21 protein-coding genes are annotated in these 20,381 nt (G+C 58.1%); 11 read left to right on the top strand and 10 right to left on the bottom strand.

Features of this window, described 5'->3' with window-relative positions; all coding sequences use genetic code 11:
- Window positions 1–62 precede the first annotated feature (62 nt).
- Together Enr8_RS24400 and Enr8_RS24395 are read left to right on the top strand one after the other, a co-directional pair.
- Window positions 63–737 carry a CPBP family intramembrane glutamic endopeptidase gene (locus Enr8_RS24400; RefSeq protein ID WP_186767864.1) on the top strand — a complete coding sequence of 225 codons (675 nt, stop codon included), beginning with the start codon at window positions 63–65 and terminating at the stop codon, window positions 735–737.
- An 89-nt stretch (window positions 738–826) separates the two neighbouring features.
- A complete protein-coding gene (locus Enr8_RS24395) occupies window positions 827–2,386 on the top strand; it encodes a bifunctional GNAT family N-acetyltransferase/carbon-nitrogen hydrolase family protein (protein WP_146436819.1) in 1,560 nt (519 codons plus the stop codon).
- Here the strand turns inward: Enr8_RS24395 and lhgO are convergent.
- Both lhgO and Enr8_RS24385 read right to left on the bottom strand, forming a co-directional pair.
- Window positions 2,383–3,564, bottom strand: coding sequence for an L-2-hydroxyglutarate oxidase (lhgO, locus tag Enr8_RS24390; protein ID WP_146436817.1), 1,182 nt, complete (start codon window positions 3,562–3,564; stop codon window positions 2,383–2,385). The genes Enr8_RS24395 and lhgO overlap by 4 nt on opposite strands.
- Window positions 3,564–3,902 (bottom strand): MTH1187 family thiamine-binding protein, encoded by a 339-nt coding sequence (locus Enr8_RS24385; RefSeq protein WP_146436815.1) that lies wholly within the window; start codon window positions 3,900–3,902, stop codon window positions 3,564–3,566. Before Enr8_RS24385 ends, lhgO begins: the two co-directional genes overlap by 1 nt.
- A gap of 187 nt (window positions 3,903–4,089) precedes the next feature.
- Between Enr8_RS24385 and Enr8_RS24380 the strand changes: the two genes are divergently transcribed.
- A complete protein-coding gene (locus Enr8_RS24380) occupies window positions 4,090–5,169 on the top strand; it encodes a DUF1207 domain-containing protein (RefSeq protein ID WP_146436814.1) in 1,080 nt (359 codons plus the stop codon).
- Window positions 5,170–5,342: 173 nt separating this feature from the next.
- Here Enr8_RS24380 and Enr8_RS24375 read toward each other — a convergent pair whose 3' ends face one another.
- A complete protein-coding gene (locus tag Enr8_RS24375; protein ID WP_146436812.1) occupies window positions 5,343–5,678 on the bottom strand; it encodes a hypothetical protein in 336 nt (111 codons plus the stop codon).
- Between the two features lie 382 nt (window positions 5,679–6,060).
- On the opposite strand from Enr8_RS24375, the gene Enr8_RS26340 reads away from it, so the two are divergent.
- The 3 genes from Enr8_RS26340 (at window position 6,061) to Enr8_RS24360 (ending at window position 7,967) form a co-directional block, all read left to right on the top strand.
- Window positions 6,061–6,234, top strand: coding sequence for a type II secretion system protein (locus Enr8_RS26340; RefSeq protein ID WP_390620215.1), 174 nt, complete (start codon window positions 6,061–6,063; stop codon window positions 6,232–6,234).
- Between the two features lie 157 nt (window positions 6,235–6,391).
- Window positions 6,392–6,733: a DUF1559 family PulG-like putative transporter gene (locus Enr8_RS26335; RefSeq protein WP_146436810.1), complete on the top strand. Its 342-nt coding sequence runs from the start codon at window positions 6,392–6,394 to the stop codon at window positions 6,731–6,733.
- A gap of 334 nt (window positions 6,734–7,067) precedes the next feature.
- Window positions 7,068–7,967, top strand: coding sequence for a DUF1559 domain-containing protein (locus Enr8_RS24360; protein WP_146436808.1), 900 nt, complete (start codon window positions 7,068–7,070; stop codon window positions 7,965–7,967).
- Window positions 7,968–8,049: 82 nt separating this feature from the next.
- Here Enr8_RS24360 and Enr8_RS24355 read toward each other — a convergent pair whose 3' ends face one another.
- Window positions 8,050–8,550: an NUDIX hydrolase gene (locus Enr8_RS24355; protein WP_146436806.1), complete on the bottom strand. Its 501-nt coding sequence runs from the start codon at window positions 8,548–8,550 to the stop codon at window positions 8,050–8,052.
- Window positions 8,551–8,640: 90 nt separating this feature from the next.
- Here Enr8_RS24355 and Enr8_RS24350 point away from each other — a divergent pair, with 90 nt between their 5' ends.
- Window positions 8,641–9,060, top strand: a complete 420-nt coding sequence (locus Enr8_RS24350) for a VOC family protein (protein ID WP_222434943.1) — start codon at window positions 8,641–8,643, stop codon at window positions 9,058–9,060.
- Between the two features lie 80 nt (window positions 9,061–9,140).
- Here Enr8_RS24350 and Enr8_RS24345 read toward each other — a convergent pair whose 3' ends face one another.
- The 3 genes from Enr8_RS24345 to Enr8_RS24335 all read right to left on the bottom strand — a co-directional run bounded on the left by Enr8_RS24345 (window position 9,141) and on the right by Enr8_RS24335 (window position 11,817).
- Window positions 9,141–9,764, bottom strand: a complete 624-nt coding sequence (locus Enr8_RS24345) for a hypothetical protein (RefSeq protein ID WP_146436804.1) — start codon at window positions 9,762–9,764, stop codon at window positions 9,141–9,143.
- Window positions 9,765–9,950: 186 nt separating this feature from the next.
- Window positions 9,951–10,649 carry a dioxygenase family protein gene (locus tag Enr8_RS24340; RefSeq protein ID WP_146436802.1) on the bottom strand — a complete coding sequence of 233 codons (699 nt, stop codon included), beginning with the start codon at window positions 10,647–10,649 and terminating at the stop codon, window positions 9,951–9,953.
- Between the two features lie 136 nt (window positions 10,650–10,785).
- Window positions 10,786–11,817 (bottom strand): alpha/beta hydrolase, encoded by a 1,032-nt coding sequence (locus tag Enr8_RS24335; RefSeq protein WP_246120251.1) that lies wholly within the window; start codon window positions 11,815–11,817, stop codon window positions 10,786–10,788.
- A gap of 313 nt (window positions 11,818–12,130) precedes the next feature.
- On the opposite strand from Enr8_RS24335, the gene Enr8_RS24330 reads away from it, so the two are divergent.
- The gene (locus Enr8_RS24330) at window positions 12,131–13,603 is read left to right on the top strand and encodes a hypothetical protein (protein WP_146436798.1); all 1,473 of its coding nucleotides are present in this window, start codon (window positions 12,131–12,133) and stop codon (window positions 13,601–13,603) included.
- Between the two features lie 244 nt (window positions 13,604–13,847).
- Window positions 13,848–14,432: a DUF2239 family protein gene (locus tag Enr8_RS24325; RefSeq protein WP_146436796.1), complete on the top strand. Its 585-nt coding sequence runs from the start codon at window positions 13,848–13,850 to the stop codon at window positions 14,430–14,432.
- Between the two features lie 65 nt (window positions 14,433–14,497).
- On the opposite strand, the gene Enr8_RS24320 is transcribed toward Enr8_RS24325, so the two are convergent.
- Both Enr8_RS24320 and Enr8_RS24315 read right to left on the bottom strand, forming a co-directional pair.
- Window positions 14,498–15,439 (bottom strand): glycerophosphodiester phosphodiesterase, encoded by a 942-nt coding sequence (locus Enr8_RS24320; protein ID WP_146436794.1) that lies wholly within the window; start codon window positions 15,437–15,439, stop codon window positions 14,498–14,500.
- A 175-nt stretch (window positions 15,440–15,614) separates the two neighbouring features.
- Window positions 15,615–17,021, bottom strand: a complete 1,407-nt coding sequence (locus Enr8_RS24315) for a DEAD/DEAH box helicase (protein WP_246120250.1) — start codon at window positions 17,019–17,021, stop codon at window positions 15,615–15,617.
- A 635-nt stretch (window positions 17,022–17,656) separates the two neighbouring features.
- Between Enr8_RS24315 and Enr8_RS25640 the strand changes: the two genes are divergently transcribed.
- Entirely contained in the window at window positions 17,657–17,821 is a 165-nt protein-coding gene (locus Enr8_RS25640; RefSeq protein WP_186767862.1) for a hypothetical protein, read from the top strand.
- 27 nt (window positions 17,822–17,848) lie between these two features.
- Window positions 17,849–18,622 carry a sulfite exporter TauE/SafE family protein gene (locus Enr8_RS24310; RefSeq protein ID WP_246120249.1) on the top strand — a complete coding sequence of 258 codons (774 nt, stop codon included), beginning with the start codon at window positions 17,849–17,851 and terminating at the stop codon, window positions 18,620–18,622.
- Window positions 18,623–18,744: 122 nt separating this feature from the next.
- Here Enr8_RS24310 and ilvA read toward each other — a convergent pair whose 3' ends face one another.
- A complete protein-coding gene (gene ilvA / locus Enr8_RS24305) occupies window positions 18,745–20,325 on the bottom strand; it encodes a threonine ammonia-lyase, biosynthetic (RefSeq protein ID WP_146436790.1) in 1,581 nt (526 codons plus the stop codon).
- Window positions 20,326–20,381: the final 56 nt, after the last annotated feature.

The following is a 20,381-nucleotide window of genomic DNA, read 5'->3' as shown; positions in this document are numbered from 1 at the left end:
GGATGAACGCGAAAATCCCAGGACCATTCGATTGTCCGCCAATTCCTCATCCCGAGATTTCTTTGACTGCCGATATCCCACCGAATGAGCCGGAATCGAGCGAAGCCCGGCCGGTTTCTTCCCGCAAGCAGGCCGAACGGTTTGTCAGTTCGGTGGTCAAGCTCGAAGGTGCGTTGCTGGTCCTGGCCATCTTTCTCGGCTGGCTGTTTGGCGTTTCTCCTTGGCAAAGCGCTAGTTGGAACGCTGCTGATCCGGCCGCGGCGGCCCAAGCGTTTGGCATCGGCATCGTCGCCACGCTGCCGATGATTGGCTTTTTCTTCCTGCTGCGGTTCAACAAGAGCGTCGCTTCGGTCGAACTGCAGCGGTTGATGGAGACTCAGGTCATACCGCAGTTCTCCCGTGCGACGATTGTAGAACTGGGCGCGGTCGCCTTTGCGGCCGGCCTGTGCGAAGAGGCGCTGTTTCGCGGATTTCTCCAATCGGGTTTCACGGAAATTATTCCGGATCCCTTCGGGGGCGCCGCGACGGCGATCCTGATCGTCAGCGTCCTGTTCGGCCTAGCCCACTTCCTTTCGCTAGAGTACGCGGCGGCCGCTACCACCATGGGCTGCTATTTCGGCCTCCTGTTCTACTGGACCGGCGACCTGATCACGCCGATCACGACTCATTTTCTGTACGACTGGTTTGCGCTCGTCTACCTGCGAAACACGTCCGAAACGCCGACTGCCGCCGAATAGCTTCGCAGTCGCGATTGGCGACTCGGGGCGAATCTCAAATAGTTAGCACTGTTCGTCGCACCGCTGACCCAATAGCCGAAAGCCATTTGATGGAAACGCTAGATCTAAAGGATTTTGAGTGGAAAACTGTCGTCCGTCGCCTGACGATGGATGACTTCGACCAGTTAGTCGAAATGCAACTCCGCTGTTTCCCCGGCATGAAGCCCTGGAGCCGTGAGCATATCCAGAGCCAGATCGACACCTTTCCGGCTGGTCAACTCTGCGTCGAGATCGACGGCAAAATCGCCGCCTCGGCCAGCAGTCTGATCGTGGAATACGATCCCAATATGGCTTGGCACAACTGGTCGGCGATCTCCGACAATGGCATGATTCGCAATCACGATCCCAAGGGAGATACCCTCTATGGGATCGAGATCATGGTCGATCCGGAGTTTCGCGGAATGCGACTCTCGCGGCGGCTCTATGACGCCCGAAAAGAGCTTTGCCGCAACCTGAACCTGTCGCGGATCATTATTGGCGGCCGGCTGCCCGGTTATCACAAGTACGCCAACGAAATGTCGGCGCGAGAATACATCGACAAGGTGATCGAGCGGGCCCTGTTCGACCCGGTGCTGACCGCCCAACTTTCCAACGGATTCGCGTTGCAAGGATTAATTCCCGATTATTTCCCGTCGGACGAAGCGTCGTGCGGTTACGCAACCTTCCTGGAATGGCTCAATCTCGATTATCGGGCCAACGCCAAACGTCGCTATCATCACGTCGTCGAGCCGATTCGCCTGGCCGTGGTGCAGTACGAAATGCGAGCCGTGAAGGACTTTGGCGAGTTCGCTACCCAATGCGAGTTTTTCATCGACGCCGCGTCGGACTACAAGAGCGACTTCGTTGTCTTTCCGGAGCTATTCACGACGCAGTTGCTGTCGTGCGTTCCTCCGTCACGTCCGGGTCTGGCGGCGCGGCAATTGGCCGAGTTCACCCCGCAATATCTCGATCTGTTTACCGAGATGGCGGTCAAGCACAACGTCAACATCATCGGCGGATCGCAATTTGTGATCGAGGACGAGACCCTTTACAACATCTCGTACCTGTTCCGCCGCGACGGGACGCTTGGCAAGCAATACAAGATTCACATCACGCCCAGCGAACGTAAATGGTGGGGCGTATCGCCAGGCGATAAGGTGGAAGTCTTCGACACCGACTGCGGCAAGATCTCGATCCTGGTCTGCTACGACATCGAATTTCCGGAGTTGGTCCGCATCGCAGCTCAAAAAGATGCCGGCATCGTCTTCGTGCCGTTCAACACCGACACCCGGCAAGGCTACCTGCGGATTCGTCACTGTGCGATGGCTCGCTGCGTCGAGAACCACGTGTACGTCGCCGTCTCGGGCTGCACCGGCAACTTGCCGTTTGTAGAGAACTCGGACCTGCACTACGCTCAATCGGCGATCTTTACGCCGGCCGACGCCGAGTTTGCCCGCGACGCGATCGCGGCCGAATGCAATCCGAACATCGAAACGATGATCATTCACGACGTCGACGTCGAACAGCTAAGACGCCACCGCGAAATCGGCAACGTGCAAAACTGGAACGATCGTCGCCGCGACATCTACAAAGTCGTCTACAAAGAGGAGGGCCAAGAGCACGAGATCTAGAGCGAGTCGACAATCGTTTTGGCGATCTGTAGCGAAGAAGTCGCCGCGGGACTGGGTGCGTTGAGAACGTTGATCATCCGCCCTTCCCGCTGGATCAGGAAATCGTCGACCAAGTCGCCGCTCTCGGCGATCGCCTGGGCTCGGATACCGGCCGGCGCCGCAAAAATGTCAGCGGCGGTGATCTCGGGAATCAGCCGCTGCAGCGATCGTACGAACGCCTTCTTGGAACAGGAGCGGTAAAACTCCTGCAACCCCGCTTTCCAATGGCGGGCGACCAGCTTGCGAAAACCGCGGTAACTGACCGATTCCCACAGGTCGGCCAAGTTGATATCCAACTTGCCATACCCTTCGCGGGCCAGCGCCATGACCGCATTGGGACCGCAATCGACGCCTCCTTCGATCATGCGGGTAAAGTGGACGCCGAGAAAGGGAAAATTGAGGTCGGGAACTGGGTAGATCAGGTTCTTGCAGAGATGCTCCGCCGAGGGGCGTAACTCAAAGTACTCACCGCGAAAGGGAACGATCTTCGCCGCCGGCTTTGCTCCAGTCAGGCGAGCAACTCGGTCGCAGTAGAGCCCGCAACAGTTGATCGCAATCGTTCCGCTAACCGATCCAGCGGTCGTCTCAATCGAAATCTCACTCTCGCGCTCGAAGATTTTTTCGACCTTGGCGCCGAGCCAGATTTCTCCTCCGCGCTCACGAATCAGATCGGCAAGTTTCGTGCTTACCTGGCGATAGTCGACGATCCCCGTCTCCGGCACATGGATCGCTTCGACCCCGGCGCAGTGCGGCTCCAGTTCCAGCAAACGCTCGCGACCGATTCGCTCGCAGCGGACGCCGTTTGCCTGACCGCGCTGATAGATGCCTTCCAACTGCGGAAGTTCCGAAGAGTCGATCGCCACGACCACCTTGCCGCAGATGTCGTAGGGAATCGCATGCTCGCGACAGAATTGCTCCATCAGCGCTTTGCCGGCGCGGCAGTTGGTCGCCTTGAGCGATCCCGGCTTGTAGTAGATGCCCGAATGCAGCACGCCGGAGTTGCGTCCCGTTTGGTGCGTTGCGACAGCCGCTTCTTTTTCGCAGACCACGACGCGTCGATTCGGGTCGCGCTGGAGCAGCTCATAAGCGGTCGCAAGTCCGACAATTCCTCCGCCGAGGACGATCGCATCGATCGACATTACGAATCTTGCTCGCTGCTAGCTGAACCCAACGTCTTCACACGGCGTCCCAGTTTCTGCTCGACCGAGTCGACTTTCGTCTGCAAGCGTCCCGAATATCCAGCGCGATAATCTAATTTTGCGGAGCACGTGATGCGATCGCAATCGGCCGCCATCGCCTCTAAACAGGCTTTTAGCACCGCTAGCACCTCATCAATCTCGCCTTCAATGATCGTTCCCATAGCATGGAGTCGATAATCGAGTCCACTTCTGTCGATAATATCGATGCTCCGGGCAACGTATTGGCTGACGCTGTCCCCTTTGTTCAGTGGGGACATGCTGAATTCCAACAATACCATGACTCTATCAACGTTTCGCTAGCGGAATTATTTCAAGATTTTGTGAACCGGTTCACCTTTGAGACGAAAAGTGCTCTAGAGCCGGTTACACCCAATCACTAAACTACGCCCCCTCATGTTTCGCCAAGTAAGGCGAGCGGCCCAACCAACTGCGGCGAAGTTTAGGAAGCAACGCAGGACCAGGACGATGACTTCCGATAAAAGCGACAAACTGACGATCCGCTACGCGACGACCATCGCCGTAGGGATAACGTTATGTCTGCTGTTTACCGTGGAAACCGCTCACGCCCAATATCGAGAAACCCATCAACGCGATCTCGATACCCTGATGCCAGGGGACGATTATACCGGGCCGCGGCCGACCTTTGGGATTTCGGGCATTTCGCATATCGAAGCGGTCGAACAGCAAACCGAATTGCCGTTTCCGGATCACCCGATCGAAGTGTCGGAATACGAACTAGCCCAAGATCCGTTCTGCGGTCCCTGCACCGACCAGTACGACTTTCAACTATTGCCGACCGGTCACATCTACAAAGCTCATCTGGCAAACGTTCAGGAGTCGCGTCTGTCGGTAAAAATCGGCGACCTGACCGGCTATCGCGGTTCGACCGTTCTAGACGGCAACCTAGGTGGTCGTTTTGGCGTTTTCCGCTATGGCAACCACGACCCGTTCCTGCCGCAAGGCATCCAGTGGGATGTCGAAGGTTCGGCCAAGGTGCGGCTCGATATTCCGGAAGATGTTGACGTTCGCAGCGCCGACTTCCGGGCAGGCACGCAGCTGACCTGGAGCTATCGCGAACGCCCGAATCATCGCACCCGTTTCGGCTACTACCACGTCAGTTCGCACCTGGGTGATGAGTTCCTGATTAAGAACCCGGGCTACAACCGGCTGAACTACTCGCGCGATGTGCTGATCCTGGGGCACTCGATCTACTTCTCCGACCGAGTCCGCATCTACGGCCAGTTGGGGTGGGCGTTTTACACGACCGTCTCGCAGCCATGGGAATTGGACTTTGGTTTTGAGTGGGCGCCGACGCGAGCGACCGGCATCCGAGGCGAACCATTCTTCGCTGTCGACGGACACCTGCGGCAAGAAGTCAACTGGGGCGGTAGCCTGACGGTGCAAACCGGATGGGCCTGGGTCGGCGACGACTCGGGTCACCTGCTACGGATCGGCCTGAACTACTACAACGGCAACAGCAGCCAACTTTCGTTCTACGAATATTGGGAACAACAAGTTGGCTTCGCGATTTGGTACGACTACTAATCGCCGCCGGGTTGATTCGCCTAACAGTCCGTTGATTTTCTCGGCGGACTGCGTGATCGCAGGGATGCGATCCCCAAATAGCGACGTAAGTCGTTATTTTGCGAGCCGCGAAGAGCTACGCTCTGAGCCTGGGGAGGTTGAAAAATGCCACGATGGCATTTTTCAACAGGCAGCTAACGTCGCGACTTGGCGCGTTCGACCGTAAAAGTCGGCGTGTTCGTGCCTGGCGTCACTTCTAGCTCCAGGCCCGACGTCTCGAAGCGCTGATACTTCGACTCGATCACCTTGCCGACCACTTCGTCGCCGGTTGACTGCCGCGACACGATCAAGACCCGATGCTTGCCCGGCACGGCGCCATCTTCGGCTTCGTAGGTGGAGATCACAAACTTCCCCTCGGCGTCGATCGATCCGCGAGCGCTGATCGGCTGTTCGAGCGAGTCAAGTTCGACCGCTCCTCCCGCCAATTCCTTGGCAGGCGTACCGTCGGAAAAGACGATGGTTCCATGCACCGGGTAAGTGCCGTTGCTACAGCCGGCCGCCACAGCAACCAGAGAAATTCCACCGACAAGGAGGAGTGATCGCCAGCATCCCATAAATTACCCCGTGATTATGCAAAATAACGCTTTCGATTCAGATCTAGTCTAGTAGATTTGCAGGCAAACAGGAATACTCTGAAAATTTTGTAAATTCCGCGATTACACCACCCGGCAGGCGATCCCGCCTTGGCCATTTGCCCCACCCGCTCAAAGGCTTCTGACTCCCCTTCATGCCGCTCGAAATTTGAATTCATCACGCCCGCGTCGTCCCTCGCCGCGATCGACGCCGGCGCCGCATGTTGCCAATGCAGATGGATTTTCCATTTCCTTTTCTGACACATGAAGGGCGAATCTCTTGACCAGTTATCCATCTTCGCGCCGCGGGTTCACGCTTGTTGAACTTCTCGTGGTGATTGCCATCATCGGCGTCCTGATTGCGCTGCGGTTGCCCGCCGTTGAACAGGCCCGCGAGACGCCGGTCGATGGTATTTTGTTGCCCCTCACGGCGCGGTCCGATGCTCAGCTGTGAAGAGACGCTGCAAAACGGCGGCAACAACCCGGTCATCGGCATGGTCGGCGACTATGCCGCCAATTGCAGGACCGGAAGCAATGACTAAGCCGACGACGCCAATTTCACGGGCGTTTTCCGATTCTACGGAAACAGCGGCCATGGCGCCCCCAAGGGAATCGCCTTTCGCGACATCACCGACGGGCCATGCAACACGTTGCTGGTCGGCGAAAAACATGTCGATGTCGATCAGTGGGGAGTCGGGGGCTCGACCTATGCCGACGGCGGCGCCTACAACGGCGACGGTTTCAACTCGATGCGATTTGCCGGCCCAGGCAAGACGCTTGCCCGCATCATCTTCGACAACTCGATCAACATCTTCGGCAGCCACCACCCCGGAGTTTGCCAGTTCGTACTGTGTGACGGAAGCGTGAAAGCGATTCCAGTCACGGTCAATGCGGCGACGCTCGGCTGGCTGGCGGCCCGTGCTGACGGCGAAGTGGTCAGTCTCGACCAGTAACGTCGCTTGCCAATTTCGAAGCAATTTCGCCGGGCGGCTGCTGCGTCGCTCGGCGTTTCTTTTTCGAAGAGACCAAACCCTTTGGGGCATGCTCCACCCCGCAACCCAGGCTATTTGATGGAATAGCCTGAAACGAGCTCCTTTGCGCAGATTTACCCCCGAAAATGAGCAGGGAAGCCAGAGCGCCGTTACGGCCCAACTACAAACGAAATCTTCCTGCAAAGAGACATAATACATTTGAATATTTTATTGTTTTTGATACTTTAAGGTTACTGCGCGAAATCCGCGCAACCATCCATCGTTCAATATCTCGCTATCCTTTGGTGTCTCCTCCATGTCCAAGTCCCCCCGTTATGCCCGATCTCCCCGCGGGTTTACTCTGGTCGAACTGCTGGTCGTCATTGCGATCATCGGCGTTTTGATCGCGCTATTGCTCCCCGCGGTCCAGCAAGCTCGCGAAGCGGCCCGTCGCATGAGCTGCTCAAACAATTTGAAGCAGATCGGCCTGGCGATGCACAACCAGCACGATACGTACGGGCAACTGCCAAACAGCCGGAAAGACGTTTATCAGACTTGGCTGGTCGACATTCTGCCGCAGATTGAACAGACCAATCTGTACGAACAGTGGGACCTGACCAAGACCTACTACCACGCTGACAACCAACTGGCCCGCGAGACATCCGTCGAAGCTTATTTCTGCCCCTCGCGACGAGATGGAAAGACCCTGCTGAGCGTTGGCGACGAAAGGGATGGCGATACCAGCGTGGTCGTCAACGGTGCACTGGCTGACTACGCCGGCAATGCAGGAACCAACGGCGCCGACTATTGGACCAGCTCCAACTTCAACGGCATTTTCTATCGTCTCCAGGGCGAGCCAACTTCTCAAGGAAACCAGAAGGGCCTCGCCTTCCGCGATATTACCGATGGCTTGAGCAATACCTTCCTGGTGGGCGAAAAGCACGTCGATCAAGACAACTTCGGCAAAACGACCGCCGGCGATGGCGGCGCCTACAACGGCGACCATGGCAACTCAACCCGCAAGGCAGGTTCCGGCTATGGTCTGGCCCGCTCGATCCGCGACAACAGCGGCGCGATCTTCGGCAGTTACCACCCCGGAATTTGCCAATTCGTGTTCGCCGACGGCAGCGTCCACAACATCCCGGTCACGATTGACCTGACCACGCTGGGCAACCTGGCCGCTCGCAACGACGGCCAGGTCATCGATCTCGACTAACAATTTACGGCCCCGCATCACCACCCCGTCGGCCGTCAAGGGCTCTGCGATCCCCGTCGCAGGGCTCTTTTCTTTTCACCTGTTAAGAATTCGCTCGAAAGCGTTCGTAGTAGAGGAGCGCTGCGATCGTTTTGCCATCCTTGATACGGCCGTCGCCGATCATCGCCAGCGCTTCGCCGCGCGAGACCACTAGATTCTCGATCTCTTCTCCCGCTTCTCGCGCAGGCGCTCCTGCCGTCAGCCAGGTCGCGATGTAGACGAACATTCGCTCGTCCATGATCCCGGGCGACGGATAAAACTGCATCAACAATTCGACCGAGTCGGCGGCGTAGCCCGTTTCCTCCGTCAGTTCCCGCGCTGCGGTCACCTCAGGCGGCTCGTTGGGCTCAAGCGTCCCGGCCGGCAGTTCGATCAACGCTTCTTCGACCGACACCCGGTAGTTGCGAATCAAGCAGATCTGATCGTCCCTCACGATCGGCAAGATCACTGCGGCGCCAGGATGCCGCACGATGTCGCGCTGGCGGCCGTCATGCACGACGCGATCGACCGCAAAACGGACTCCCTCGTATCGACGATCAACCATCCGGTCCCTCTCAAATTCCTTGGATTCGCGCGACGCGTGCGGTAAATCACCGGCTGCGTCGGTCTAATTTCGTTTTCCAGGAGCATCCTAATGTCATCTACTGCCGTTCACCAGGGATCGATGGTGATCTCCTGCTTGCGCTACCGCGACGCGGCCGCCGCCATCGACTGGCTCTGCGACGCGTTTGGCTTCCGCCGACACGCCGTTTATCGGGGCGAAGGCAACGTGATCGCCCACGCACAATTGACGTTCCCTGGCGGCGGCATGATCATGCTCGGCTTGGCCGAGAACGAGTCGGACTGGGGCAAGCTGATCAAACAGCCTGACGAAATCGGCGGCTGCGAAACGCAAAGCATCTACCTGGTTTCGAGCGACGTCGTCGCGATCTACGCCAAGGCGAAAGAGGCCGGCGCCCAGTTATATGATTGGTATCCGGGACGAAGATTACGGCGGACGCGGATTCACCTGCCGCGATCTGAAAGGACGCCTCTGGACTGTCGGATCGTATGATCCCTGGCAAGCGCCCACCGAAGAAGTCGAGGGCGCATAGAAAGGGGACGAGCGTTTAGGCTCGTCCCCGTTCCCTCGTATTAGCGCTGGCCGCGTCCGCCACGCTGACCGCGTTGTCCACCAGGTCCACCCTGCATCATCTGGGCAATTTGGGCTTCCTGTTCGTCCGTCAGGATGGCGGCAAGCTCTGCATTGACCTTCTGCTGCAGCGAGGCGACGGCCGCCCGTTGCTGCGGGGTCAGATTCAGCATCTGCTGCACAAAGTCAGGCATCACTTCGCCAATCCGCGGCGGTCCCATCATGCCGCCGGGCCCCATTCCAGGACCTCCGGGACCGCCAGGTCCCATCCCTTGGCCACCCGGTCCGCCGCCTTGGCCGCGCTGGCCGCCGTTCGCATTCGCCTGGCTGGCAAAAAAGGTTTGCATCTCTTCCGTGGTGAGGACGTCGTCCTTATCGGCGTCAGCCGCGACAAACAAATGCAACAGGCGGCGATCGGTCACTTCTTCCTTGGTCAGCTTGCCGTCCTGATCGGCATCCAGCTTCATCATCCGAGCGATCAATTCTTCGGGCGAACTGGCGCCACGTTGATTGCCGCCGGGACCGCCAAAACCACCTCGGCCACCAGGACCTTGCGCCCACAAAGAAGTTGTCGTCAAGCCAATCGCCACAGCCACGGCCAGCGGCGCCACGTTATGCCATCTCATGTTCCAAACTCCAGAAGAAAAGAAAAGTCTGTCTTAGCTGCCTGTTGAAAAACGCCCTCGTGGCATTTTCCAACCTCGCCAGGCTCAGAGCATAGCTCTTCGCGGCTCGCAAAATAACGACTTACGTCGCTATTTTGGGATCGCATCCCTGCGATCCAGCAGCCCGTTGAGAAAATCAGCGGACTGTTAGCGATCGCCGCGACGGTTAGCGGGGAAGTCGCGATCATCCGGCGTACGGCCAATCACAAAATCGAAAGTAGCCGCCAATTCGCCAATCTTGGAATCGGCAATCGGCGTGAAGTCGGTCGTCACCAACTCGCGATCAATCAGGTCGCCTGCGCTGCGGTAGACGCCATCGCGAGCATTGCCTACGGCGCCGCGGACAAAGATCTGCGTCGTCAAAACTTCGCGGCCGCCCACTTTGACCTTGGCGTGAATATGGCCCGCCGGACGTCCCGGATACGGAACCGGTTTGATCGTGCGGAAGCGATACTCGCCGGTCGATGCGGTTTCAAACCGCCCAAAGCCTTGGAAGTTTTTGTCTTGTTGATCCTGCTTTCCGGCGCTGTCGCGGGTGTGCAAGTAGACGGCGTTGGCGTCGCACTGCCAGATTTCGACCGTCGCGTTGCGGATCGGCTCGCCGCTGGTCGACAGCACGCGACCCGTCAGATGCGTGATCTCGCCCACCGCAGGCGTGATGCTGTCGTTGATCAGGATCAGGTCGTTGTCTTGATCGAGCGGCATCTTGTTGGGATAGAACGGCCCCTCGGTCAGCGACGGCGAAGGATATAGATAGTCGGCCAACAGCCCACGGTTCGAAAAACAAGCGATGCCGAAGGCCCCTGCCATCCAGCGACGGCGCGAAAATGATGTTGAGTTATTCATAGTCAGCAAAGTCCTTGGAAAAGTGGGTGCGAGCCTGGCGTTTCGGCGTCGCCCGGCAACATCCAATTCAACTAATTAAACAGTAGAAAGTTTCGCGAGTCGTCAAAATTGTTGAAAAACTCGCCCCAACCGGACATTAGCGGAAGTCATCACGCGTTAATTCACCATCCTCATTACGGTCCAAGACCGGAAACAAGCGGGGAGGGCCATCGAACTCTTCCTTCGTGACTTTGCCATCCTTGTTCCGGTCAGCCCGGGCCATGACTTGCTCGTAGCTCATCTGCGGTCGGCGTCCCTGAGCAGAACGAGCGGCGCCGCGCGGCTCGCTCGCTTTGCTCTTCGACGTCATTTGCTTGTTCTCAATCGGCGCTTCGCTTTTGAGCGTCGCGGCGAAAAACTGGTCGACCATTTCGGTCACGTCGGCGCCGCCAAATCCCTTCCCGTGGCCAGCCCCTTCGATGGTATGAAAATGGACCGGCAAGTTCTCCTTCTTCAAAGCGTCGTACAGCAGCACGCTTTGAAGATGGGCGACCGTCGGGTCGGCGTCACCATGCACGATCAAAAAGGGAGGGGTCTTCGGACTGATGTAGGTAATGGGATTCGCCCTAGCGACCTTGTCCTTGTTCTCCAGAATCGGACCGCCAATCAGCTTCGATTCAGGCGAATCGGGCCCGTCATGACGTCGCCGCGCCGTGGCCGGTTTTCCTTCGTCCATCTTCAGCATGTCAGTCGGGCCGTAGTAATCGCAAACCGCCTGCACGCGGCTCGAAACGTCGAGATGATCCCCCACATCGAAATGTTCGGTATCGCTGGTCGTTCCCAACAGCGCGACCAGATGTCCACCGGCCGAACTGCCCCAAACGCCGAACTTATTGGGATCGAGTCCATACTTGTCGGCATTGGCTCGCAACCACCGAACCGCCGCTTTGCAGTCTTCGATCTGGGCGGGGAAAATCGCTTCGCCGCTCAGGCGATATTCGATGCTGGCCACCGCGAAGCCATCCGCGATCAGTCGCCGCGCTGGACAGCCATCCTTGGTTCCGCTCATCCAGCCGCCGCCGTGCACCCAAATCACCAGCGGCAACGGCTTCTTCGCCTCCTGGGGCAGGTAGAGATCGAGTTTCAGCGGGCGATCCCCAATTGTGGCGTAGATTAAATCCTTTTTCATGTCCTTTCCAGCAGCGACTTGTCTCGGCGGCTGCGCCCATACCGATGTCGAAACCATAATCGCGAAGACCAGCGATGCCACACTCATCACTTTGCCCATCATTGTAGCCGCTCCCGTTTGTTAGACGTTCAATCATTGCCAACTCTCCTAACCGAACTCCAGTAGACAGCGAAAGTTTCGTGGATCGGCGGGAAATTCTTCATTAAACCTTCAAAATGACAGTTTCTACTTAAAGCTTCGACTGGCCCAGCCAACCCTCGTTGGAGGGAAACCCTTGTCGAGCCAACAGCAACGCTAAAGAGGAATCCGCCTGATGTTTTCGCGTCAATTCATCTCGACCTTTTGTCTCTTCGTCCTCGTTTTGTTGACGCAAACATCGCACGGTCAATTCCAAGACCTGGTTCGCAAATTGCCAGACGGCGCCAATACGGTGCTAATGATCGACTTCGCCAAGCTGCAAGATACGCCCTTAGCCAAGCAGGAGAAGTGGGCCGAGCAGCGTGAGAAACTATTCGACGCGGGACTCGAAATCGTCCCCCCCTCGGCCACTCATTTCTTGGGCGGCGCAAAAATGCAGATCCAGGGGATGACTCCTGAGTGGCAAATTGGCTTGCTGGAAACGTCGCACGAACCTTCGCTTCCGAAATTGGCGGTCAACTTCAACGGCACGCTCGACCGCTTGGCCGAACGAGACGTCGCCGTACTGCCTGGCGACGTCTACGTCGTTCAGTTTGGTAAGCGGTTTGTTGCGATGGGGATGCCTGCGAATCGCCAAGATGTCGATCGTTGGCTCGCCCGCTATGACGCCAATGCTCTCGGCGGCCTTTCCCCATACCTGAAAGAGGCTCAATCGTATGCGGAAACTAGTTCACCGATCATTTTGGCGATCGACCTGAGAGGCGCCATCGCGCCATCGGTCGTCAAATCGCGCTTGGCCAGTTCGGCAGTCGCGGAGAAGCTTAACGGCGATCTCGATTCTTTGAGCCGTGCGATCGCCTCGATCCGCGGCATGACGCTGGGCGTAACGGTCGACCGAACGATGACCGGCGCCGTCAAAGTTGACTTTGAGCAAGACGTCACGGCCCTGGGAGACGCCGCCAAACCGCTAATTCTCAAATCGCTGAGCAATAACGGTCTGGTTCTGGAAGACCTTGATCAATGGGACGTTTCGCTGCAGGGCAAACGCATTCAATTAACCGGTCCGTTGTCGCATAGTGGGCTGCGGCGAATTCTAAGCTTGCTAGATATGCCTCCCGGACTCTACGCCGCCCATGCCGACGAAGAGCAAATGGGAGATGAAGAAGCTGAACGTCAAGTCGTTATCGCGGCGACGCAAAGCTACTTCCATTCGGTTGAATCGCTGCTGGAAGATTTGCGAAACGACAAAAAGGGACGGCAGACGTTGGGCCAGATCAGCGTTTGGTTCGGTAAGTACGCTCGCAAGATTGATCGCTTGCCAATGCTGCATGTCGACGCCGACATGCTTGACTATGGACGACTAGTTTCGACGGCGCTGCGTACCGGTCAGGTTAACGTCACCGACGCCGCCGCCGCATCGCGACTTCGTCAACAGCAAGTTCCCAATCAGGTCAACGTTCAGTCGTATGGCTGGTATGGTTGGTCCTACGAAAACAACCCGAACGAGACAGGCCGTCAACGAGCGATCGTCCGCTCGCAGGAACAGATTCGTGGCGCCAGCTCCGCCAATTCCGTGATACAACAACTCGACGCTGCGACCGCCGATATCCGTCGTCACATGACGCAGAAATACCAGGTCGAATTCTAACTGCCTGTTGAAAAATGCCATCGTGGCATTTTCCAACCTCGCCAGGCTCAGAGCGTAGCTCTTCGCGGCTCGCAATATAACGACTTACGTCGCTATTTTGGGATCGCATCCATGCGATCACGCAGTCCGTCGAGAAAATCAACGGACTGCTAAGCCAACACGAACTCTCCCACCGTAACCCCGACTTGCCGTCGCTCCCTATCTCGATAAACTTCCGAGACGGCAACACTTAGGGGAGACGACAATGGCGACCACAGCGCCAACGCAATGCACCGCCTTTGCTGGCACTCGCCAAATCGGATCGGGAGAACTGGCGACAGTCGCCCCGGCCGTCTGGCAGGCGATGCAGGCGGACAACGATTTAGAGGTCCTGGTTTACGAGGACGCTACAGGAACGTTGGTCGACTTCGATTTCTATGGCAGCCTCGAAGAGATTCTGGATCGACTGGACTCGGCCGACCGCTGGGCTCAAGACGACGCGATTCACGCCGCCAAGCGCCCGCAACGAAAAGCGGTAGTCCGGGAAGTGAAGTTGCTCCCCCGCCATTGGCAGTGGCTCGACACACAGCCAGGCGGCGCGTCGGCGGCGTTGCGGCGATTAGTCGAAGAAGCGAAACGCGTCAGCGGACCTGCCGATCGGGTGCGTCGCTCGCAAGAAGCCGCCTATCATTTCATGGCCGATATGGCGGGCGACCTGGTTGGATTTGAAGAAGCGAACCGGGCGTTGTTCGCGGGGGACCTTGCCCGGTTCGAGGAGATGTCGGCAACCTGGCCGGTTGATGTGACGAATTACATCAAACGCTTGGGCGCCGCCGCGTTCGCCAAGTAGGGCAGGCCGTGCCTGCCAAGATCAAACCGGTCTCCATCGGCAAGCACGGCCTGCCCTACATCTGACTACTCGGCGTAGTGCTCGTTAACGGCGTTCCACGTGATGTGCGGATGATCGGTCGCGAACGACATGAAGCCGAGATCAAGCAGCTTCAAATAGATCACCTCGCTCGCTCCGCCATAAGGAAGCGTCTGATACAAGATCCCGCGTTTGCGCAACTCTTCGCCGCGAGCGATCAGAAACGCATCGGTCTCTTTAAACGGATTGATATCGGTTCGCTTCACCTGGTCGGCTGGCTTGGTCAGGTGCACATGGATCTGCAGTTGGGTCACGTCGGCAAAGTCGGTTGCGCGAAGCTCGTCAAACCGCTTCTCCAATTTGGCGTCATCGCCGCGCATCCAAAGTAGCGTTTGCGAATGTGGCGAGAGCCGCATCCACTCCTGCAGTTTCGGATAAAGGGTCGACGCAAAGATCACCTGACTTTCAACATCCTCCTTCTTGACCAGCGCGGCCAACTGCGGCAGGTCGGCGTCTTTCCAGTCGAGATAGAGTCGCCGCGAACGATCTTTCCGCATCAAGGCGAAAACCTCGGCCAACGTCGGCGTTTGGCGATTCTCAAAATCGCTCCCCTTCCACGATCCGACATCCAACTGACGCAGTTGGTCCAGCGTCAGGTCTTTCACGCCCTGCTTGGCCAGTTCCGGCGTGACGTCTTTTGCCACCCGGGCAAAGTTGGCGTCGTGGAACGCTACGATGACGCCATCTTTGGTCGTCCGCACATCCGCTTCTGGGATGCAATTCAGGCTCCAGCCAAGTTCAAACGCTTCCAGCGTATTTTCTTCCGACAGTTCGCCGGCGCCCCGATGGGCCTGCAGCGTGAACTGCTCGATCGGCAAGTGATCTCGCAACTGCCAAGACGCGGTTTGCTGCGCAAGCGCGACGCCGAACATTCCCAGCCAAACCCAACCTGCTACTGTCGCCGCTCGAATCATGCTGTCTTGACTCATTAAGGTTTTCCGTGGACGCGACTGGCAGGGCCCCAAAATGCGAAGCGTCTACCGTCACAGCCCAGGCTAACCGTCGTCACCGAGATCGTCGAGCCAAGCCCACAACTCTCGAAGACTTCTTCATCAAGAACTAAAAAAGCCGAAAGCAAGTTACCCTGCTTTCGGCCTGTGCGTCTTAGCGTTCGCCGCCGGTTCGGCGTTTTGGCTTCCCGCCGAAGGGGCGTTTTCCGCCTGGGCGTTTCGAGCCGCCGCGACCACCCTGGCCGTACGACTTCGGACGTTCGCCCGATGATTCGCCGCCGCTCTGGCGATCGCCGCCATACTTGCTGCCGCCCGAGCCGCCGCTTTGGCTTCGGTTGCCGCCGCCCGAACGTCCGTACGGCTTGCCATACTTGCGACGCGGTCCGCCACCGCCGCTGCGCGGTCCACGCGAACGGGGTTCAAAATGGAACGGGTGTTCGGCGTCCACGACGATCGACATCCGAATCAGGCGTTCAATGGCACGCAAGGCGCCGATTTCGCCATGATCGCAGAACGACAACGCGATCCCTTCGCGACCAGCGCGGCCCGTACGGCCAATGCGGTGGACGTAGCTTTCGGGATCGATCGGCAGATCGTAGTTAACGACGTGGGTGACGCCATCGACATCGATACCGCGAGCGGCGACGTCCGTGGCGACCAACACCTGGGTGCGCCCCTTACGGAAGCTTTCCAGTGCACGATTACGCTTATTCTGCGTCTTGTTGCCATGGATCGCATCGCTGCGAATCCCAGAGGCGTTCAAGTCTTTGGCCAATCGATCGGCGCCATGCTTGGTTTTGGTAAAGACGAGCGTACGGCCGACCCCTTCGCCTTGCAGCGAATGTTCGAGCAACGCCCGCTTATCGTTTTGGTTGACGTACAGCACGCGTTGCTCAACGCGTTCGGCGGTGGTCGACTCGGGAGCGACCTCGACGCGAATCGGGTTTTGCAACAGGCCGCCAGCCAACTGGGCGACCTTGGGCGGCATGGTCGCGGTGAAGAAAACGGTCTGACGCTTTTCCGGCAGCTCCGAAATGATCGTCTTCAGCGCGGGCAAAAAGCCCATGTCGAGCATCCGATCGGCTTCGTCCAGGACGAAGGTCGTCGTTTGGCTTAGATCGACGTAGCCTTGATCCATCAAGTCGATCAGGCGGCCCGGCGTGGCGATCGCGATGTGCACGCCGCGTTTCAAAGCTCGGACCTGCGGGTTTTGGCCGACGCCGCCAAAGATGGTGGTCAGCCGGAACTTGATGTTACGACCATACGTCTTGAAGCTCTCGGCGATCTGGGTCGCCAGTTCGCGGGTCGGCGACAAGACCAAGACCCGGGGCGCACATGGGTCAGCGCGACGGCGACCTTGCTCTAGCTGATTCAAGATCGGCAACGCGAACGCGGCGGTCTTGCCGGTACCGGTCTGGGCACAACCGATCAGGTCGCTCCCTTCCAGCAGGTGCGGAATCGCCTGACCTTGGATCGGGGTCGGGGTGTGGTAGTTTTCGGCGGCCAGCGCTTCTTGGATCGATTCGCTCAGCTGCAATTCACGGAAACTCGAAATACTCAATTCAATCCTAACCTGTTTAAGTGCAATCCGACCGCCATGAGCGCAGTCCGCGATCATCGAGGACCTTACAAGGGTTCGCTCCAGCGGCGTCTGGCGACCTTCAAGACGCATTTTGATCCCGGTAAGGAATCGGCGCGTGCATGAGTCGCCTGTCGAGAGACGCAAAGATCCGCTACTTGCAGATCGGCCGCGAGCTGGTCGCGTTCATTCGGCCTGTCATTGCAGATTCGCAAGCCTAAAGGCGAGCGGCCGAATGAAAGGAAGCGATTAATGCCAGTCTGAGATCTTGAACGCCAGGCAATTCCGAAGAAGCCGGGCCAAAAGATTGAAGTAGATCAACCGACGCCTCTTTCGAGCGCCGGTGCGTGCTCAACTCTATTGAACCGACGGGAATCAATCTCCCGGCTTGGTTCAAGTGTGGAATTGTAACCTTCTGGCTCGATTTGAATAGGGGAAAAATCGCTTCCCTCCCGCGGAATCCCGCGATCTCTTCGCCAGAACCGACAAACGAGCCGCGAATAGCCGCAATCGGGGAGAAATTTCCCCTTCGCCCAAACCATACGTCCGCGGTTGGCGACACTGGCCAGATCCGTACAATCGGAGAGTCGCCCCCTTGAGCCACGGAGAAAACCGGTTTGAGCACTCCCCTGTTGATCGCCGCCAGCGTGATTATTCCGCTTGCATGGGGATGGGGTACTCACGTCGTTTTCGAGTGGCTTTGGCCGCCAACGCCCCCCAGCAAGACCGACGCCCGCGACTCGGAGCGGCCGCCAGGACCTCCGTTCGACTTTCAGATCTAAAGGGGCGCGTTGATGCTCTCGCCTGAGATGCAAGATTTTCTCCGGTACGCACCAATCGGGTTTCTGGTTGGCGCCTACGGAACCTTGGTGGGCGCCGGTGGCGGATCGGTCCTGGTGCCGATCTTGCTGATGATGATGCCGGATGAGTCGCCCGCCAAAATCACGGCGATCTCTCTGGCGGTCGTTTTCTTCAACGCCTATTCCGGCACCGTCGCCTACATGCGAATGGGCCGCATCGACTATCGCGCCGGAACCATCTTCACCGTCGCAGGCATTCCCGGCGCCATCCTCGGCACGATGCTCGTCCGCACGATGCCGCGGCAGTTGTTCGATCCGATCTTTGGCACGCTGTTGGTGCTGATCGGCGGGTGGCTATTTTCTAATCCGCTCGGCTCGGCGAAGCTGGACGACGACAACAACCAGCCAATCAGCGGTCCGCGGATGTTGATCGGTTCGCTCGGCAGCGCCTACATCGGCGTGGTCTCCAGCTTGCTGGGGATTGGCGGCGGCATCATTCATGTGCCGTTCCTGATTCGTGCGCTGCACATGCCGCCCCATTTCGCCACCGCCACCTCGCACTTCGTACTGACGTTCATCGCGTTGACCGCAACGATCACGCATGTCTGCATGGGCGAGTTTCAAGGCGAGCTCTCGACCACCATGTATCTGGCGGTCGGCGTGATGATGGGCGCCCCAATCGGCGCCGCCGTCTCGACCAAGCTGAAAGGCTCGCTGATCGTCAAGATGCTGGCGTTGGCCCTCTGCTTTGTCGGCATCCGGTTGTTGATCCGAATGTTTTAGCTGGCTGACAGACGCTAACTGCCTGTTGAAAAATGCCATCGTGGCATTTTCCAACCTCGCCAGGCCTAGAGCATAGCTCTTCGCGGCTCCCAACCTACCAACTGGGTTAGGCTGTTACCGCTCTACTGCAAGAACAACCGATACGCCGGGTTCTCGGTCTCGTCGACGCAGGGATAGGCCAAACCGCTCAGAAACTCATCGACGCCTGGCAACTCGCTCTCGGGAACTTGAATCCCGGCCAGGATCCGCCCGACGTCGCCACCTTGGCTGCGATAGTGAAACAGGCTGATGTTCCAACTGGGCGGCATGTGCGATAGGAATTTCATCAGCGCGCCGGGGCGTTCGGGAAAATCAAAGCGATAGAGTCGCTCGTTCGTAACGTGCGGGCTCCGTCCGCCGACCATATAGCGGACATGCATCTTCGAGAGCTCATCGTTGGTCAAATCAACCGCGACAAAACCATGCTCGTTCAGCTTGTCGATCGTCGCCTCGGTATCTTGGCGGCTGGATGTCGTTAGTCCGACGAAGACATGGGCCTGAGCGTTATCGGCCATGCGGTAGTTGAACTCGGTAATGCCGCGGGTTCCCAAGATCTCGCACAGCCGCTTGAAGCTGCCTGGCTGTTCGGGAATGGTGACGGCGAACAGGGCTTCACGCTGTTCGCCCAATTCGGCCCGCTCGGCGACGAAGCGCAGTCGATCGAAGTTCATGTTGGCGCCGCAGGTGACCGCGACCAGATTTTCGTCGACGGCGCCCTTCTGGGCCACGTACTTCTTCAGACCAGCGACGCTGAGTGCGCCCGCAGGCTCCAAGATGCTGCGAGTATCCTCAAACACATCCTTGATCGCGGCGCATACCGAATCGTTGTCGACGACGATAAACTCATCGACCAGCGCCTGCGTAATCCGGAACGTCTCTTCCCCGACCAGCTTTACCGCGGTGCCGTCGGAGAATAGTCCAACTTCGCTCAACTGCACTCGCTGTCCCGCGGCGACCGATTGGACCATCGCGTTGGAGTCGGCGACCTGGACGCCAATCACCTTGATCTCGGGCTGAACCGCCTTTACGTAGGCGGCGACCCCCGAAATCAATCCACCGCCCCCAATCGCACAAAAAATGGCGTGGATCGGTTGCTGCAATTGCTGCAAAACTTCCAGCGCAATCGTCCCCTGTCCGGCGATCACTTCGGGATCGTCAAACGGATGCACGAAGGTCAGTCCCTGCTCGGCGGCGATCTCGGTGGCGTGGTTGTAAGCGTCGGTATAGCTTTCGCCATGCAGCGTCACTTCTCCATGGAAGGCGCGGACCGCTTCGATCTTCAACTTGGGGGTGGTGACCGGCATCACGATTAAAGCGCGACTCCCAAGCCGATGAGCGCTTAGCGCGACCCCCTGGGCGTGATTTCCGGCCGAAGCGCAAATGACGCCGCGCGACAGTTGCTCTGGCGACAGGTGAGCCATTTTGTTGTAGGCGCCGCGCAGCTTGAAGCTGAACGACGGCTGATTGTCCTCTCGCTTGAGGTAAACCGCATTGCCGAGCCGCTTCGACAATCGGGTCGCCTTTTCTAGCGGCGACTCGATCGCCACATCGTAGACCCGCGCGTTCAAGATCTTCAGCAGATAGTCGGTCAGCCCCAAAGGCGCGGCGGTCGACTTTTCGCCCGCGGCAAGCTGATCATGAGGAGTTTGGCCAGGGCCGAGCATAAACGTCTCTGTTCGCGAAATTCAGATACTACGCCCTCGATTATAACTAACAAGCT

Source organism: Blastopirellula retiformator (genome assembly GCF_007859755.1).
Lineage (GTDB): Bacteria > Planctomycetota > Planctomycetia > Pirellulales > Pirellulaceae > Blastopirellula > Blastopirellula retiformator.
This window is presented reverse-complemented; position numbering and strand designations above follow the sequence as displayed.

Excerpts from the sequence above, each read along its gene's own strand:
- Enr8_RS24395 (WP_146436819.1), top strand. The coding sequence starts at position 827 with ATGGAAACGCTAGATCTAAAGGATTTTGAGTGGAAAACTGTCGTCCGT.
- lhgO (WP_146436817.1), bottom strand. The coding sequence starts at position 3,564 with ATGTCGATCGATGCGATCGTCCTCGGCGGAGGAATTGTCGGACTTGCG.
- Enr8_RS24385 (WP_146436815.1), bottom strand. The coding sequence starts at position 3,902 with ATGGTATTGTTGGAATTCAGCATGTCCCCACTGAACAAAGGGGACAGC.
- Enr8_RS24380 (WP_146436814.1), top strand. The coding sequence starts at position 4,090 with ATGACTTCCGATAAAAGCGACAAACTGACGATCCGCTACGCGACGACC.
- Enr8_RS24360 (WP_146436808.1), top strand. The coding sequence starts at position 7,068 with ATGTCCAAGTCCCCCCGTTATGCCCGATCTCCCCGCGGGTTTACTCTG.
- Enr8_RS24355 (WP_146436806.1), bottom strand. The coding sequence starts at position 8,550 with ATGGTTGATCGTCGATACGAGGGAGTCCGTTTTGCGGTCGATCGCGTC.
- Enr8_RS24350 (WP_222434943.1), top strand. The coding sequence starts at position 8,641 with ATGTCATCTACTGCCGTTCACCAGGGATCGATGGTGATCTCCTGCTTG.
- Enr8_RS24345 (WP_146436804.1), bottom strand. The coding sequence starts at position 9,764 with ATGAGATGGCATAACGTGGCGCCGCTGGCCGTGGCTGTGGCGATTGGC.
- Enr8_RS24340 (WP_146436802.1), bottom strand. The coding sequence starts at position 10,649 with ATGAATAACTCAACATCATTTTCGCGCCGTCGCTGGATGGCAGGGGCC.
- Enr8_RS24335 (WP_246120251.1), bottom strand. The coding sequence starts at position 11,817 with ATGAAAAAGGATTTAATCTACGCCACAATTGGGGATCGCCCGCTGAAA.
- Enr8_RS24330 (WP_146436798.1), top strand. The coding sequence starts at position 12,131 with ATGTTTTCGCGTCAATTCATCTCGACCTTTTGTCTCTTCGTCCTCGTT.
- Enr8_RS24325 (WP_146436796.1), top strand. The coding sequence starts at position 13,848 with ATGGCGACCACAGCGCCAACGCAATGCACCGCCTTTGCTGGCACTCGC.
- Enr8_RS24320 (WP_146436794.1), bottom strand. The coding sequence starts at position 15,439 with ATGAGTCAAGACAGCATGATTCGAGCGGCGACAGTAGCAGGTTGGGTT.
- Enr8_RS24310 (WP_246120249.1), top strand. The coding sequence starts at position 17,849 with ATGCAAGATTTTCTCCGGTACGCACCAATCGGGTTTCTGGTTGGCGCC.
- ilvA (WP_146436790.1), bottom strand. The coding sequence starts at position 20,325 with ATGCTCGGCCCTGGCCAAACTCCTCATGATCAGCTTGCCGCGGGCGAA.